This window comes from Neisseria dentiae (genome assembly GCF_014055005.1).
GTDB classification, from domain to species: domain Bacteria; phylum Pseudomonadota; class Gammaproteobacteria; order Burkholderiales; family Neisseriaceae; genus Neisseria; species Neisseria dentiae.
The window spans coordinates 413,341-429,740 of the sequence record NZ_CP059570.1 but is presented as its reverse complement, the minus strand read 5'-3'; the positions used below and the strand labels follow the sequence as shown (position 1 = coordinate 429,740).

Genomic DNA, 16,400 nt, shown 5'->3' with positions numbered 1-16,400 from the left:
TAGGCCGTCTGAAAGGTAACGGCTTTATTGTTATGCTGTGATGCGGCAAACCGGTTTCACCTTATGCTGCCGGTTGCAGTTGCTTTTCGTTTTTCCCTTCGTTCTGCATCAGTTTTTGCAGCACCAAATCACGCGGTCCGTCCATCACAACCTTACCGTTATCCATTACGATAATGCGGTTCACGATTTGCAGAACCTGCGGGCGGTGCGTAACCAAAACCATGGTTCTGTCCTTACCCCATTGGGCGACGGCATTCAGCGCCATGCGTTCGGTTGCCTGATCCAAACCCGTAGTCGGTTCGTCCAATAATACAACTTTCGGGTTGCGCAAAGTCATACGGGCCAAAGCGATAATCTGTTTTTGCCCACCCGACAAACCCAAACCGTCTTCACCCAGCGGCATATCCAAACCGCGGGGGTGGCTGCGGATAATACGGTCGAGGCCGAAACGCTTGAGTGCGGTCAGCAAATCTTGGTCGGTGGAATAACCGTCGGTACGCGCCAAGTCCATATTCTCGCGCAGCGTGCCCAAAAACAGACGCGGCGACTGGCTCAACAACACTACCTGATTGCGCAGGAAGTTGGGATCAAGCTGGCGCATATCGACACCGTCGAGCATTACGCTGCCTTTTTCGGCATCATACAAACCGCTGGCCAATTTCAACATCGTGCTTTTACCGCTGCCGATACGCCCCAAAATGCCCACTTTCTCACCCGGGCGGATATTCAAACGCAAATCGGTAACCGCCGCACTGCCTTCCTGCTGGTATTTGAACGACACATTCTCAAATGTAACGTTACCCTGCACATGATCCAACGTGATGTATTGACGCTCGGGGCTGCGCTCAATCGGACGCTCCACAATATTGTTCACCCCTTCCAAAGCAAGTTTGGCCTGCTGGAACCGGGTTGCCAAACCGGCCACTTGCGCCAACGGCGCCAATGCTCGGCCAGATAAAATAACCGAAGCAATCAGTGCGCCCATCGTGATCCTTTCCGCAGGATTTTCCGCGTGAATCAAATAAGTGCCGAGCAATACCAAAAATACGGTATTCAACTGCTGCATACCGGTGGCGAAGTTCACCATAAAATTGCTGGTATCTTTCACCTTAATGGAGGAAGCCGAGGTTTTGGCGGTGTATTCGTCCCAACGCTGTTGCGCCCAAGAGGTGGCATTGTTAGTTTTTAAGGTTTCAATCCCTTCAATCGCTTCAACCGCCAAACCGGAGCGTTGGGAAGACTCTTTCATCGATTCGTTGATATGGCGGGAAAGCGGCCGCTGAACCAACAAACCTACAATCACCACAATGGGAATAATCGTTAACGGAACCAGTGCCAACTTGCCGCCTACTACCGCGATTACTGTGATAAACAATAAGAGAAACGGCAAATCAACCAAAGTTAACAGGCTTGCGCTGGTCATAAATTCACGCACCGATTCAAATTCACGCAGGTTATTGGCATAAGAACCCGAAGATGCCGGTCTGTCGGCCAAACGCAATGCCATTACGCGGCGGAACAGCGCCGAGCTGATAATCAAATCGGCTTTTTTACCGGCAATATCGGTCAAATGGCCACGAATCATTTTAGCGGCAAATTCAAACGTGATTGCCAAAATCACACCGATGCTCAACACCCACAGGGTTTCATAAGCCTGATTGGGAATCACACGGTCATACACATTCATCACGTACAGCGAGCTGACCAACGCTAGAAAATTGATGATGAAAGTGGCGAGAATCACTTGGTAATAGTAGCTTCTAAAGCGCCAAATCACTTTCCAAAACCATGATTTGGGCAAGTGGTATTCCGGCAGTTCCGAACGCATATCGGAAACCATTTTCTGCTTGATAAACCAGCAATAGCCTAAATAGAGAATGGATAATTGGTCATAATCCAATTCTTGAGACAAACCATCGGCTTGGCGGACATGATATTTACGGTTACGGCCCGCACCTTCGATTTTGGTAACTACGGCTGCTTCTTCATTATGCAAAATCAGCACAACCGGCACGGCCAACGAAGGAATATCTTCCAAAGTGCGTTTGGACAACGTGTTTTCAAAACCGTGGCTTTTTAAAACTTCCGAGAGCGAGTGGAAGTTGACGTTCAGTTTTTTATCCCGCACAACCTCCGCGGCAAGCGCCGCTTCAGATACCGGCGCACCCAACAGGCGGGTAGCCAAAGCAATGTGTTCGATAATGGATTTCATAGTAATGTTTTCACGTTAATGTTATTGGATTTTTCATTCAAACTAGCGTGCCGCACCCGCCCAGTTGGCAACCTGCGACTGGGAAACCAGATACTCGAGGGCGGCATCCCGGAAATCGTTACGGGCACTGACGTTTTCCTGCTCGATGCCCGCCAATTCGTTATAAGCCCCCAAAACATCGGTGAGGGTTCGGCGTGCGATTTTGAATTGCAGTTCGTAAGATTTCACAACTTCTTTTTGTGCGGCTATATGCTGTGCAGTGATGTCCTGACGCTGCTCGCTTTGCGCCATGTCGATTTCGGCAGTTCGCGCTTTTTCGGTAACTTCGCGGAGAATCTGCTCCGACTTGGAGTCGGCAGCAATCAGCGCCTGTGCATTCTTATCCACATTATGCCGTGCGGCCATGTCCAACACGTTCCAAGTCAGATTCAAATAAAGCTCTTTGCTGTCTTTGGTGGCCAATCCTTCCAAATTGACTGCCGGCAACCGCGATGCTTTGGTTACATCCAACTCGGCCTTAACACTTTCCCGCTCCGCCTGTTGGGCAAGATAAGACGGGTTCAGCCCTTTATCTTCGCTGTTAAATTTTTTCACGATACCCGAGGCCGAATCACCGGCAAACGGATCTTTCAAATCTGCCGGAGAAATCGGTGAGGTTGTATATTTCGACAACCGGCTCAGCGCCATTTCCATAGTGCGGCGAAGTTGCGCCATAGAGGTTTCCACCTGCAACTGGCGCGAACGGGCTTCAATCAGCTCCGAACGGCGGCCACCGTCGTATTTAACAATAATGCTTAAATCTTTCAAAAGATTGTTGTGGCGGTTCAAGCTTTGACGGCTGACATCCAACGACTCTTTCGCCCGCAATGCCGTTAAATACAGCTTACCGATCTCGCCACCCAATTGTTCTTGGGTTTCAAAATATTTGTGGCCGTAGTAAATCTCTTTGTGTTTATCCCGTCTAACAGCCGCATTGATACCGCCCCAAGAATAAAGATTCAAACTGCCCCGCACACCCAGGCCGTTATCCTTATCGTTGCTGCTGTACTTATGTTTTTGTGTAATAACTTGGGTACCGGTAAGCGCCAATACCGGATAATGGCCGGCACGGGTGGCTTTCGTGGTGCTTTTTGCTGCATTTTCATTGGCTTTCGCCTCCAATAAGGCCGGATCGGAAACCAAAGAACGTTTAAGAATATCTTTCAACCCCTGCGCCCCGGCAGTTTGTAGGCTAAAAAGCAACAGTAGCGGCAAAACCGGCCATTTTTCCAGTTTTCCGCTCAGAGAGAATGGGGACATATTTTTTTTCATTTTTTTATAAAGCCATCGTAATGTTTGCACAACTTCCGACATCTTATAACCGGCAATCTTTGCCATTATTAAAGATAGGACTTTGTACTAATTTTATTAGCATAACACTATATTTAACATTTCCCGGCAAATCTCAGATGAAAGGTAGGGAAAAGCTACCCAAAGTACACAGTAAATCATACTACCACGGAATTGACTATTATTTTATGAATGTCTCCACATCTTTAACAATACCGGCTAAAGACTTTCACGCTTAAAATATTCCGAATAATTATTTTACACAGTAAAGAAAAAATCCCACTGCCGGTGCAATGGGATTTTTTTACTGGGCTGCTTAGCGTTTTTTACCGGTAACGGTAGCAACGGCCAAGTCGGCATTACGTTTCAATGCTACGCTTTGCACGCCTTCGGGGAACTTGATATCAGACAGATGCAGGATATCGCCGGCTACTACATTACCGCAATCCAATTCTAAAGCTGCGGGAATATCTTTAGGCAAAGCCACTACTTCGACGGTGGTGTTCAACAGAGAGACACGGCCGCCTTGCAGTTTAACGGCTTGCGAGGTTTCTGCATTAACAATGTGCAACGGCACACGGATACGCAGCGGTTTGGCGGCATCAACAACTTGGAAGTCGATATGCTGCACTTGCTGGCGGAACGGGTGCATTTGGAAATCACGCACGACAACGTCTTGGGTTTTGCCGTCTAAAGTCAGTTTAATCAATGCGGTATGGAAAGATTCTTTTTCCAATGCATAATATACGGTTTTGTGATCCACTGAGATGGCAACCGGCTCTTGGCCTTCACCGTAAAGTACGGCGGGGGTTTGGCCTTCGCGACGCAGGCGGCGGCTCGCACCAGTGCCCTGGGCATCGCGAACGGTAGCTTGAATTTCGTATGACATAATAAAAATACTCCAAAAGAAACAAAACAGTTGCCGTCGGCCGCGACCAGCTTAAGGCAACATCGGATTAAGGCAGAAACACACTGCCTGCTGTCAACACATCTTCATTAAACAGATATGAAACAGATTCTTCATTGCTGATGCGGCGCACGGTTTCGGCAAGCAGGCCGGCAATCGTTACTTGGCGGATGCGGTCGCAACTGCGGGCAGCTTCAGACAAGGGGATGGTATCGGTAACGACAACCTGATCGATATCGGAAGAAGCGATGCGGGATACGGCTTCACCCGAAAATACAGGGTGGGTAGCATAAGCCAGCACCCGTGACGCGCCCCGCTCTTTCAATGCGGAAGCGGCTTTGCACAAAGTATTCGCGGTATCGATCATATCGTCGACAATCAGGCAGGTTCTGCCTTGGATATCGCCGATAATATTCATTACCTCCGCCACATTGGCTTTAGGGCGGCGTTTGTCGATAATCGCCAAATCAACGTTCAATACTTTCGCCACAGCGCGTGCACGAACCACACCGCCGATATCGGGGCTGACAACAGTCAGATCCTCGATGCGCTGGCGCTGGATATCGTTAATCAGAATCGGTGTGGCGTAAATATTGTCTACGGGGATATCGAAAAAACCTTGGATTTGGTCGGCATGCAAATCAACGGTCAATACACGGTCGATACCGGCAGAATACAGCATATTGGCCACCAGTTTGGCCGAAATCGGCACGCGCACCGAGCGCGGGCGGCGGTCTTGGCGGGCATAGCCGAAATAAGGAATGGCGGCAGTAATACGGCCTGCCGACGCGCGTTTGAGCGCATCGGCCATAGTCAGCACTTCCATCAGGTTATCGTTGGTCGGCGCACAGGTTGGCTGCAAAATAAATACGTCACGGCCGCGCACATTTTCCAGAAGCTCGACTGCGACTTCGCCGTCTGAAAACTTGCTAACGGAAGCATTGCCTAGTGAAATATCCAAATGTTTTACCACTTTTTGCGCCAATTCAGGGTTGGCATTACCGGTAAACACCATCAAACTGTCGTATGCAGCCATATCTTCATCACCTGGGGTTGTGTTGGATTTGTGCTCGGAAAACATCACGCTTCCTTCCGCTTTTGGCCTCGCGGCCGGAAACCGACATTATACGCCCGAGCATGGTGCATTCAAAGCCCCTGCCTGCAATTATCGGTTTTCAGACGGCCTTATGCACGCTCCCCGCACAATATAAAAAGCGTGCGAGAAACTCACACGCTTTTCCGATTGGCTGGGGAGGAAGGATTCGAACCTTCGCATGCTGGAATCAAAATCCAGTGTCTTAACCACTTGACGACTCCCCAATTCGGGGTTGGCTGGGGAGGAAGGATTCGAACCTTCGCATGCTGGAATCAAAATCCAGTGTCTTAACCACTTGACGACTCCCCAACACAATAAAACTTTGCCTATACCTGCAACGGGTGATGGGTGAGACCCTTCACGCAATATGCTTCATAGTTTTCCGAAATTTGCCCGAACGCGGCAGCGGCTTCATCTTCGCTATCGAAAGTGGCAAACAGGCAGGCACCGGAGCCTGTCATTAATGTTTTGCCTAATTTTTCAAGTGCCCGATAAGCTTCCGAAACTGCGGGATATTCCTGAAAAACCACCGCCTGCATATCGTTTCTGAACGGTTGCAGCGATTCGAAAGACGGCATTATGCTGGGTTCGGAATTTCGTGTCAAGCGTTCGTGAGAAAAAATCACGGCTGTGCTGACGTGCACGGGCGGCTTCACCACCACATACCATTGCCGCGGAATATGCAGCTCGGTTAATTGCTCGCCTATGCCTTTGGCAAATGCGTTTTTACCGAATATGAAAAAAGGCACATCCGCACCAAGCTTCACACCGATGTCTATCAACTGCTGCTGCGTCAGCATACAGCGCCACAGCTTATTCAGCACCATCAGCACGGTAGCGGCATCGGAACTGCCGCCCCCCAAACCGCCGCCCATCGGAATGCGCTTTTCCAACCAGATATCCGCACCGCACAGGCCGTCTGAAAAAGGCTCCAAAGCAGCAGCGGCACGATAGGTTAAATCCGCTTCGGCAGGCACGCCGGTAATCGGGGTGTGCAATATGATTTGCTCGTCATTGCGCGGGGCGATGTAAACCGTGTCGCACAAATCAATCAGGCAGAATATGCTTTCCAACTCATGATAGCCGTCGGCACGGCGGCCGGTGATGCGCAAATCCAAATTCAGTTTGGCCGGAGCAGGATAAGCCTGCGCGCCGGCAGGCACAATCAGCGCCATAATATCCCCTTAGCTGCGGGCCGCACACTGCGCGGGGGCATTGGCATCTTTGGTTTTTTCCATTTGGTCAAACACCAGTCGCAGGGTTAGTTTGGAGCTTTCGAGCAACAGTATGCGCGGCGTGCCGTTTTCATTCAGCGAACGCGAAATGGTCCATTCAAACTGCTGCAAACGGCCGTCGGGCAAAAGCTGGTAAGGGGCGTTTTTCACCCATTGGCCGTTTGCCCACACATGCAGGTATTGCACCGGCATGGGGAAACCCAACAATTGTTCGCTCAATTCCTGCGCGGTGGCGGCCTGGTATTTTTTGCCTTTGCTGTCAACGGCCAACACGCCTATGCTGTCTTGACAAAGCTGCCCCAAGGTGTTGCCCAGCGGGGTGTTGACATTGATGGTTTGGACTTGGTTTTGGTAAGTCCAGTCGAAATTGGCATATGAGCCTTTTTCATTCACTTTCACCGCCAACCGGCCATCGGCGGCGAAATCGCCGATATCGGTTTGCGCACGCCAACTTGCTTTATCAGCCAAACGCGGCTGGGCACAGGCGGCGAGCAGTAATGCGGCGGCGCTGCACAAAATAAACTTGGTGTGTTTGTTTTTCATGAAATACCTATATGATTGTTTTTTTCAGACGGCCTGAGAAATTTGAAACGGCCGGCTCTCACTATCAGGCTTGACCGGCAAATCAGCGGTTAAGTTCATTTAAGGCCGTCTGAAAATAAAATACCGGCTGTTTTACTACCTGCGCACTTATTTTCTGCGGTTGGTTTTCGAACCGGCTGCCGGCAGCTTCACACCCAAGCGCTGCAAGGTTTTTTGCAGCACTGCATCGTCGGCTCCTTTGTTCAAACCTTCACGCCATACGGATTTGGCTTTCTCCTGCTGGCCGAGTTTCCACAACACTTCACCCAAATGGGCGGCCACTTCGGGATCGGGAAACTGGGCGTATGCGTACTCGAGATACGGCAGCGCCGACTGTGCATCGCCTTTCAGATAATATGCCCAGCCCATACTGTCGTTGATGGCGGCGGATTCCGGCTCTTGCTGGTAGGCGGCCTGAATCAGCCTGAAAGCTTCTTCCACATCATATTCGGGCAACGAAAACATGGTGTAGCCCAACGCGTTCAAACCGGCGGCGCTGTTCGGATTCAGCTCGAGATAACGGCGCAAATCGGCCACGGCTTTTTCAGGCTGGCCGAGTTTGTCGGCATACAGCATGGCGCGCTGGTAGAGAATATCGGGCAAACGCTCTTTGCCGCCCGGCTGTTTTTCTGCATTGGCTGCCAAAGCGTTTAATTCGACCAGCGCCTCGCGCGGGCTGTTGTGCTTGCTCAAGGCAAACAGATACACCCGCTGCACGTCGCTCATGCTGAAAAAGCGGCCTTGCTGCTCCGGCAGGCGTTGGGCGCGGCGGGCTTCTGCCAGCGCTTTGCTGCCGTTGCCCTGCTCGGCTTCGATAGAGGCTTTGAGCACGGCTTTATCAAACACATATTCGGGCGCGGTGATTTTATCCACCCAGGATTTGGCCTGTTTGAAATCTTTCACATCGGCATAGCGCATCGCACCGATTACCGCGGCACGGCTTTTCTGCTCGCTGGTGCCGATGCGGTAGGCTTTGTCGAGATAGCTTCCCACCGTTGAAATATCTTCTTCGCGGCTAACCGACAAAATGGCCGCCTGAATGTATAAATCGGCATTCGGGTTTTGGTTCAGCAGGGTTTGCAGGCGCTGGTAGGCTCTGTCGTTTTGGCCGTCGGCTATCAGGCTGCTGATTTCCATTTCCTGCCACACCGGCGACAGTTTGGCGGTGTCGGTTTCGGTAAAGAAGCGGCGCAGGATTTTCGGGCTGTGCTGCGCCACCAAACGCAGGGTGGCTTCGGTGGGCGGCAGGATTTCGGTGTCGAGCTTGGCCAAACGCTGCAAAGCATTCACGGCATCGCGCTCTTTATTGTTTTGCGCGCTGAAAATCAAATCGGCAATGGCCGCTTCAGGCAAATCGGCATAGCGTTTAGTGGCTTTGTGCACGTCTTTACCGATTTTTCCCGCCAGCTGTGGCTGCTGCACACTGATTTGCGACAACAACAAGAAAATGCGCCGCACCTGCTCTTCGTTTGCGTGTTTCAGAATATCGTCCAAATCTTTGCCGGTGCGGTCGGTTTTGCCGGTAACCAAATCACGCGCCCACGCCATGCGTTTTTGCGCGTTGCCCGGCACAGGCTCGATTTCGCGCCATTTCTGGTAAATCTGTTCCGCCTGTTGATAGGCGTTCAGCGAAACCGCCATCTCCATCGCACGCTCGGCCACCTCGGGGCTTTTGGTGCGGTTGAGCATCACCAGATAAGTGGCCAGCGCCGTGCCGGGTTCGCCTTTCTGCAAGGCCATTTCACCGCCCAGCAAGGTAAACATATCGTTGGCACGCTCGACGATACCCGCACGGCGTTCGTATTCCAAAGCCCGCTCTTCGGGCGAATAAAGGCTTTTTTTCGCAGCTTGCTGCACGGCCTGCGGCGGCTGCTTGGGCGTTTCGCCCACGGCATAAACGCTGCCTGCAAACAGCAGCATCACCGCCAGCGCGGCGGAATGGATTTCGGTTCGGCCAAAAAACATACACTTTCCTTAATGGCGGGCAAAACCGGCACGTTTTCAGACGGCCTGTACCCCGATATACAAATGTGCAATACTTTATCACAAGCCCGCGGCTTTGTTGATATTGCCTACCGAACCCTACCTATGTAAAAGTATGCAGGCCGTCTGAAAACAACAGATAACACACATCATGACCCACGCCGAACTAACCCGATTTTTCCGCCATGCCGCCGATTATCCCGCCGCAACCCGCAACCTGCGCAACGCCCTGATTAACGGCATCGAAATGCACGAGGCCGCCGTATTGCTGGCCGTGGTGTTCCGCGAGCGGCAATGGCAGGTTTTACTCACCCGCCGCACCGCCACCCTGCCCCACCATCCCGGCCAAGTTGCCTTTGCAGGCGGGCGGCGCGACGATAGCGACACCGACCTCACCCACACCGCCCTGCGCGAAACCGCTGAAGAAACGGGCATCACCGCCGGCTACTGGCAAACCTTTCCGCCGCTGCCGCCTTATTTCACTCCGTCGGGCTATACCGTTTCGCCCGTGCCGGCATTAAGCACCACCAATCCGCCCGTTTACCCGAATGCCGACGAAGTGGACGAGGTTTTCTATCTACCGCTCGATTTCGCCCTCGATAAAAAACTTTACCGCCGCCGCGACTTCAGCCATAACGGCCAAACCATTTCCACCCCTTTTCTGCCCTATCTGCATTACGATATTTGGGGCATGACGGCGATGATTCTTTATGATTTGGCAGAAAGATATGAGCAACACAGGGGGCGCGGATAAAGCCCGAGACCTTTGCAAAATTCATTCAAAAACATCACCAAAAGTTTCTTTTTCGTCATACTCGGGCTTGACCCGAGTATCCCACTTCCTTCAGAAATTCTGAAAACCAGAGACCTTTGCAAAAATACCTTGAGGCCGTCTGAAATGCTTAAATTCCGTCATTCCCGCGTAGGCGGGAATCCAGCCTTAAAACTATCAAGCATTTTATTTCAATAACTTATGAAAAAAAACGACTGGATTCCCGCCTACGCGGGAATGACGGGAAATAAATTTTTTGTGATGTTTTTTAATTTTGCAAAGGTCTCAACCAATTAAAGATACTCGGGTCAAGCCCGAGTATGACGCAGGTGTTTTAATTTATAGCGAAACCAATCAAAAAGAATCAGGCCGTCTGAAATCCGAAAAGATTTCAGACGGCCTGCCTTACATTACAGATTAGCCCGGTAAAAACACCGGCTTACGGCCGTTTGGCGCCATAGCCGCCGATAAGCTGCTTGGTGTTGCCGTCATTTTTCAAGCCGTAAGTACCGCCAATTTCGGCAGCTTGCGCACCGTAGAATTTACCCAACAGCCGGCCTGTCATTTGGTTGTCTGCCGTGGCGGCGGTGCCTGTAAAGCTGTTGCTGTTGGCAGACCATGAAGCCGAGCCTTTCATGTTGTAGCCGGAAGCCTCTTCCGATTTGCGCACGCCGTTAGTTAAATCGTGGAAATGGGCGTTGCTGGTTTCAAAACGCAAACCTTTTTTGGCAAAATCAGCCACGGCTTTCACATCGGCAGTCAGCTGACGGTCGGCTTTATCTTTTTCAACCAAATAAGCCGTGGTAATACCGGTATAAGTTGCCGTGCCGCTGGTGGGCATATCGGCAACTGGGGTTTCATTACCTACACTTTGATAAGCATGGCTAATATTGTTATTCATATCAACATAATGGGCAAAAGTTTGATAAGTCCAACCGGCAGCAGCAGGATCATGCAAAGTGATACGCACCCCATTTGCAAATTTAATAACATATACCCCGTCAAATTTTTTATCGAAAGCCAATTTATCTTTGTCTTTCTGAACATAGGCAATACCTTCAACGGCATCCAACGTTTTTGCAGCACTGGCAGGCATACCATCAATTGCGTTATTGCTATTGGCATCTAGCACAACGCGCAAAAGCATTTGGTCTGTCAGTTTCGGCTCATACTTTTCTATAACAGACCAAGCCTCACTGTCACCATTATTATTGTATTTTTCCCATGCTGAGGCCAACTCGCCAGCATCTTGCATATTTTTATTATATTGATCTTTCAACTTATCAAGAGCATCTTTCATTCCTTGCTCAGTAAATTTTTCCTGCTCCTTCTTAGCTAACTCCAAAGCATAATCATATTTAAAATCAGAGGTGTATGTAGGGCGCAAATTTTGAACAACTTTCTTAGCCTCTGCAATTGCCTTAGGATCGGCCTCAGGATCTTTAATTATCTTCCAAGCCTCATCCAGCTTCGTATAATCCGATTTGATTCCTTCGTCTAAAGTAGTTTTTACTTCTGAATATACGCCCTTTTCCTTTCCGAACAAAGGGGCAATATCTTCTAAAGTCGAGCCGGCTGATGTGTATTTGGTGATGGAGGAGTTGGGAGTGCGATAATTAACTTGGGTGGCAGGAGACTCTGCCGAGTTTGTTAAAACGGCACCATCCAGAACCACTTGGTCATTTTTATTTAAAACCAATGTGCGGATCAAACCGATTTGCGAATCTACAAAGGTCGGTTCATCGTCAACTGTACGCAATTGAAGATGAGGGTTGTGCTGTTGTGCACCCGTAGAAGAAATAAAAGACGTATGCAAAGGCGTAGGCAAATTCAAAGGTGCCAAACTGTTGTTATCGCTGATTTCCGACGTATCAACGGTACTGCTGCCGTCGGTGGAAGTGCCGGCCGATGCAGCAGCCAATGCGTTCAAGGCTGCTTCGAGTTTGTCTTTCTGCTCTTTGCTGATTAAGGATTTCTGGCTATCGCTCAGGCGGTTGTAGCTTTGCGCGGCCGCTTCTACGCTTGCCTTGTCTTCAAGTGTGATTTCGGCAGCTTCGTCCAGCGCTTCGATCATGTTCATTACGTTGCGTGCGGCAACGGCGTTATCGACCAAATCTGTGCTGGTCGAACCGCCTCCCCCGCCTCCGCAGGCAGCTAAAACGGCTGCGCAGGCAATGGTGAGTGCAATGTGTTTTACGGTTGTTTTCTTAGACATGATATCCCCTTAGGTTAATGGTTCGGCCGGCGGAAAAGATTTTCCTTCAGAAATTACAATTCATAACAAATTTGAGAAATTGTAAATTAATGCTTGTTTAAACACAATTGTCATTAACAATTGTACTGGTTTTGCTGAGGTATATATATCTATTTTGCAACATTTGAACGGGGGTTTTGCCCCGGTAACAAAACGGTGATGCGATGCCGGAGCGAGGTTTTCCGGCAGGTGAAAAAAGATACTCGGGTCCAGCCCGAGTATGGCGACGGTTGGGTATTTCAGACGGCCTTATCGGCTTGCAAAGGTTTCAGGCTGAGACCTTTGCAAAAAATGCGTTTTAATCCTGAATTTATTTATGTTTCGTCATACCCGGGCTTGACCCGGGTATCTGTTATTTCTTTTGAAACAAAAAGATGCCCGGGTCAAGCCCGGGCATGACGAAGAGGGTTTAGCCGAAAAGAATTTTGCAAAGGTCTCGGCCTGTTGCTTTTACAGCAATCCTTCTATCGGCAGAATGGAAAGTATTTTTACGGTGATGCGTTTCCAAAAGCCTGCTTCGGGTTCTTTTTTGGAAACGGTGCCGTCTTCCGGGTCTTGCCATTGCAGTTTGTTGTGTTTGCCGAGGGTAACTTTGTAGGCATATGCGGGCGTGATTTCTACCAATCTGCGCTGCATATCCTGCGCCAGCTGCGGGCTTTCGATGACCACGCCCATTTCGGTGTTGAGCCGTGCGGAACGAGGATCGAGATTGAACGAGCCGATAAATATGCGCTGCCGGTCAACGATAAAGGTTTTGGCGTGCAGGCTTGTGGACGAGCTGCCTGTTAAGCCGCGGTCTTTGGTTTTGGGCACGGCATGAACGGCTTTGAGTTCGTATAAATCAACGCCTGATTTAAGCAGGGGCTTGCGGTATTTGGCATAGCCGGAATGTACGGCGGCCACGTCGGTGGCTTGCAGGGAATTGGTGAGCACGGTGATGTCAACACCTTGTTTTTTCAAATCGGCAATGGCTTCGGTGCCGGATTTGGTGGGCACGAAGTAAGGCGATACCAAATAGATTTCTTTTTCGGGCGAGCCTAGGGCTTCGTCGAGTTTGTCGCTGATTTGCGGTTTGTCGCGGGCGCGGTCGAGCGCTTTGGCGGGGTCGTCGCTAACAAGTTTGGTTTTGACGTGCCGCCATTGGATGCGGTTGTTTTTGATGGCTTCGAACAGTTGCGACTGCTCCAAATCGCGGCGGTAGCGGGCGAGGGTTTGGTTGCGGTCGTTATCGCTGATTTCGAGTTCTGCGCGGCCTTTCTCTGCGTTGGCGCGGCGCACGATGCGCTCGAACGGGTAGGCCGATTCGCTCGCCCAGTAGCGGTCGAAATCTTCGGAAACTTCGGTTACGACGCGGCCGGTGGCAAGGATATCGACATCGGCAAAAGCGGTGTCTGCGCCGATGTTGAAGTATTCGTCGCCGATATTTCGCCCGCCGACGATGGTGGCGTGGTTATCGGCGGTGAGCGATTTGTTGTGCATACGGCGGTTGAGGCGCGGAAAATCGGTCAGATAGCCCAGCGCGCGCCATTTGCGTGTGAGAAAGGGGTTGAACAGGCGGATTTCGATATTGGGGTGGCTGTCGAGTGCGGCGAGTATGTTGTCCAGCCCGTTGGTGTTGTTGTCGTCGAGCAGCAGCCGCACGCGCACGCCGCGCTCGGCTGCGCGGTGCAGCATGTTGAAAAGGATTCTGCCGGAAACGTCTTTATGCCAGATGTAGTATTGCAAGTCGAGCGTGTGGTCGGCCGCATCGATCAGGGTGGCGCGGGCAACGAAGGCATCGTGTGCGTCATCGAGCACATAGATGCCCGAAGTATCCGGCTCTAAATCGGCCTGCCCTGCTTTGGCGGGCGTGAGCGCGGAAACGAGGCGCGGCGAGGCGGGCACGTCGAGGTATTGGCTGACTGTGCGGTTTTCTAATGAAGGCAGGCTCATACAACCGGTAAGGATGGCTGGCAGGGTTAATAAAATGATGTGTGGTTTCATGCGTTTTCGGGTGGTGTTCAGACGGCCTGAACACGTTTTCTTGTTGCAGGGTATTCTAGGGTCTGTCAACAATTAACGCAACGGCGGTATTTTTGGTCAAAATCCCCCGTCTGCGGCGTTAGGTAGCGTAGCGGACTTGCGAAGCTAAAATGCTCGCAAGGTGTTCAACCTTGCTGCGCTTTTTGCCTTGCATACGCGGTTTTTGCCTCAAAAAACCGCTTCGCCGGTCACGTCGACAGACCCTACTTTTTTGCTTCGACCAGATTTTGGCCGTCTGAACGGTGCAAACGGACGAATATCAGGCCGGATACAAAGGTAATGGCGCCGGTGGCGGCGAAGGTGCAGCGGAAGGCGGTGTGCAGGTTGCCGCCTGCCAGGCTGCTGCGGCTGAACCATTGCAGCATCAGCGCGCCCAATGCGATGCCGAATCCCATGGCAAGCTGCTGGTTAACCGCCATCAGGCTGTTGCCGCTGCCGGTTTGATAGGGGCGCAAATCGGCAATGGTGAGGGTGTTCATGGCGGAAAACTGTATCGAATTGCACAAGCCTATGCCGAACAGCAGCGCCACCCATACCCACAGGGGCGCGTTGGCAGGCGGCAGTGCTACCGCCGCAATCAGCAGGCCGAGAATGCGGGTGTTGCCGATCAGCACTTTGCGGTAGCCGAAGCGGGTCATAATCGGTTTAATCAGCGGCTTCACCAATAGCGAGGCCAACGCCATCGGCGCCACCAGCCAGCCCGACAGGCTGGCGCTGAAACCGAGCGCCACTTGAAACATCAGCGCCAATAAAAACGGCGCCGAGCTGATGCCTAAGCGGCTGGCCAGATTTCCGCCCAGCCCGATGCGGAACGTGCGCACCTGAAGCAGGTGGCCTGCATAAATCGGGTCTTCGTCGCGCTTGGCGTGTTCGCGGTAAAGCCACAATGCCGCTGCTCCGAACGCCGCCAGCAGCACCGAAAACAGCAACGCTCCGGGGTGGGTGATGATTTCCACCGACAAACTCAGGGCGCAGGCTGCGGCGGCAAACAGCAGAAAGCCCACCATATCGAAACGGCCTTTCTCGCCTTTGATGTTGGGCATAACTTTCAAAGCCAGCCAGATGCCCAATGCTCCGATGGGCAGGTTAATCAGAAAAATCCAGTGCCAACTTGCATATTCCACCAGATAGCCGCCCACCAGCGGCCCCAATATCGGGCCGATTAGCGCGGGCATCACGGCATAATTGATGGCATTGAGCAGCTGCGATTTTTCATACACCCGCATCAGGGTCAGCCGCGGCACCGGCGCCAGCATCGAGCCGCCCAGCCCCTGCACCACCCGCGCCAGCACCAGCATGGGCAGGTTGGGCGCGGCGGCGCACAGCAGCGAGCCGGTCATAAACAGCCCCATTGCGGTAACAAACACATTGCGCGTGCCGAAACGGTCGACCAGATAACCGCTCAGAGGTATCAGCAGCGCCAGCGTCAGCACATAAGCAATCACCGCCGACTGCATATTGAGCGGCGATTCGTTCAAACCGGCCGCCATTTTCGGCAGCGCGGTGTTGAGTATGGTGGTATCGAGCATCTGCATGAAGATGGCAACGGCCAGCAACATGGGCAGATATTTTGACGGTGCGGATCGGGTGGTCATGGAGCGGTTGGACAGGCCGTCTGAAAACATGCGGGCGGCGTTTTGCTGAAAACCGGATTGTACGCGAAAGCGCAACGGCTTGATATAAGGTTTGCTTTTGTTTTCATGGCACTATATGAATCCACTTAAATTTTCGGTACAAAGCAACAAGCCGAAGGCGGTACAGATAAGTCAAGCTACTTATTAACAACAGTTTTCGTCATACTCGGGCTTGACCCGAGTATCTCACTTTCTTAAAAAACTTCTAAAATCCAAAAAGATACTCGGGTCAAGCCCGAGTATGACGTGTGTACTTTTTTTCTTAAGTTGATTGGCCATATAACCATTCAACCGCCCTCAACAAGCCGACGGGCTTTACTGCTGACGGAGTCCCGCCCTTGCAACCGCACGCCCCGCGCGATTGATGTTAAGAT

At 51.5% G+C, this 16,400-nt stretch carries 11 protein-coding genes and 2 tRNA genes; 1 reads left to right on the top strand and 12 read right to left on the bottom strand.

The genetic code is table 11. From position 1 onward, the window contains the following. Nucleotides 1-61 precede the first annotated feature (61 nt). The 9 genes from H3L92_RS02005 to H3L92_RS01965 all read right to left on the bottom strand — a co-directional run bounded on the left by H3L92_RS02005 (nt 62) and on the right by H3L92_RS01965 (nt 9,326). Entirely contained in the window at nt 62-2,212 is a 2,151-nt protein-coding gene (locus H3L92_RS02005) for a type I secretion system permease/ATPase (protein ID WP_085364993.1), read from the bottom strand. 42 nt (nt 2,213-2,254) lie between these two features. Beyond that, complete coding sequence (locus tag H3L92_RS02000) at nt 2,255-3,511, bottom strand: TolC family protein (protein ID WP_115336355.1); 1,257 nt, start codon at nt 3,509-3,511, stop codon at nt 2,255-2,257. A gap of 346 nt (nt 3,512-3,857) precedes the next feature. Further along, nucleotides 3,858-4,430, bottom strand: coding sequence for a 50S ribosomal protein L25/general stress protein Ctc (locus H3L92_RS01995; protein ID WP_085364994.1), 573 nt, complete (start codon nt 4,428-4,430; stop codon nt 3,858-3,860). Nucleotides 4,431-4,497: 67 nt separating this feature from the next. Beyond that, nucleotides 4,498-5,484, bottom strand: coding sequence for a ribose-phosphate pyrophosphokinase (locus tag H3L92_RS01990; RefSeq protein WP_115336354.1), 987 nt, complete (start codon nt 5,482-5,484; stop codon nt 4,498-4,500). A 208-nt stretch (nt 5,485-5,692) separates the two neighbouring features. Then, nucleotides 5,693-5,768 (bottom strand) — tRNA-Gln (locus H3L92_RS01985). Nucleotides 5,769-5,777: 9 nt separating this feature from the next. After that, nucleotides 5,778-5,853: transfer RNA gene (locus H3L92_RS01980), tRNA-Gln, on the bottom strand. A 17-nt stretch (nt 5,854-5,870) separates the two neighbouring features. Next, nucleotides 5,871-6,713, bottom strand: a complete 843-nt coding sequence (gene ispE / locus H3L92_RS01975) for a 4-(cytidine 5'-diphospho)-2-C-methyl-D-erythritol kinase (protein ID WP_174222546.1) — start codon at nt 6,711-6,713, stop codon at nt 5,871-5,873. A 15-nt stretch (nt 6,714-6,728) separates the two neighbouring features. Further along, nucleotides 6,729-7,322: a lipoprotein insertase outer membrane protein LolB gene (gene lolB, locus H3L92_RS01970; protein ID WP_085364997.1), complete on the bottom strand. Its 594-nt coding sequence runs from the start codon at nt 7,320-7,322 to the stop codon at nt 6,729-6,731. A gap of 147 nt (nt 7,323-7,469) precedes the next feature. After that, nucleotides 7,470-9,326, bottom strand: coding sequence for a tetratricopeptide repeat protein (locus H3L92_RS01965; protein WP_085364998.1), 1,857 nt, complete (start codon nt 9,324-9,326; stop codon nt 7,470-7,472). A gap of 169 nt (nt 9,327-9,495) precedes the next feature. Between H3L92_RS01965 and H3L92_RS01960 the strand changes: the two genes are divergently transcribed. After that, entirely contained in the window at nt 9,496-10,098 is a 603-nt protein-coding gene (locus H3L92_RS01960) for an NUDIX hydrolase (RefSeq protein ID WP_085364999.1), read from the top strand. A 457-nt stretch (nt 10,099-10,555) separates the two neighbouring features. On the opposite strand, the gene H3L92_RS01955 is transcribed toward H3L92_RS01960, so the two are convergent. From H3L92_RS01955 to H3L92_RS01945, 3 genes are all read right to left on the bottom strand, one after another. After that, entirely contained in the window at nt 10,556-12,331 is a 1,776-nt protein-coding gene (locus H3L92_RS01955; RefSeq protein ID WP_085365000.1) for a transferrin-binding protein-like solute binding protein, read from the bottom strand. Between the two features lie 489 nt (nt 12,332-12,820). Beyond that, nucleotides 12,821-14,353, bottom strand: a complete 1,533-nt coding sequence (locus H3L92_RS01950) for a phospholipase D family protein (protein WP_085365001.1) — start codon at nt 14,351-14,353, stop codon at nt 12,821-12,823. A 242-nt stretch (nt 14,354-14,595) separates the two neighbouring features. After that, on the bottom strand, nt 14,596-16,017 hold the full coding sequence (locus tag H3L92_RS01945) for an MFS transporter (protein WP_085365002.1): 1,422 nt from the start codon (nt 16,015-16,017) through the stop codon (nt 14,596-14,598). Nucleotides 16,018-16,400 lie beyond the last annotated feature (383 nt).

Coding starts and splice junctions, on each gene's coding strand:
- H3L92_RS01945 (WP_085365002.1), bottom strand. CDS start 16,017: ATGTTTTCAGACGGCCTGTCCAACCGCTCCATGACCACCCGATCCGCA.
- H3L92_RS01960 (WP_085364999.1), top strand. CDS start 9,496: ATGACCCACGCCGAACTAACCCGATTTTTCCGCCATGCCGCCGATTAT.
- H3L92_RS01965 (WP_085364998.1), bottom strand. CDS start 9,326: ATGTTTTTTGGCCGAACCGAAATCCATTCCGCCGCGCTGGCGGTGATG.
- H3L92_RS02000 (WP_115336355.1), bottom strand. CDS start 3,511: ATGTCCCCATTCTCTCTGAGCGGAAAACTGGAAAAATGGCCGGTTTTG.
- H3L92_RS01955 (WP_085365000.1), bottom strand. CDS start 12,331: ATGTCTAAGAAAACAACCGTAAAACACATTGCACTCACCATTGCCTGC.
- lolB (WP_085364997.1), bottom strand. CDS start 7,322: ATGAAAAACAAACACACCAAGTTTATTTTGTGCAGCGCCGCCGCATTA.
- H3L92_RS01990 (WP_115336354.1), bottom strand. CDS start 5,484: ATGGCTGCATACGACAGTTTGATGGTGTTTACCGGTAATGCCAACCCT.
- H3L92_RS01995 (WP_085364994.1), bottom strand. CDS start 4,430: ATGTCATACGAAATTCAAGCTACCGTTCGCGATGCCCAGGGCACTGGT.
- H3L92_RS02005 (WP_085364993.1), bottom strand. CDS start 2,212: ATGAAATCCATTATCGAACACATTGCTTTGGCTACCCGCCTGTTGGGT.
- H3L92_RS01950 (WP_085365001.1), bottom strand. CDS start 14,353: ATGAAACCACACATCATTTTATTAACCCTGCCAGCCATCCTTACCGGT.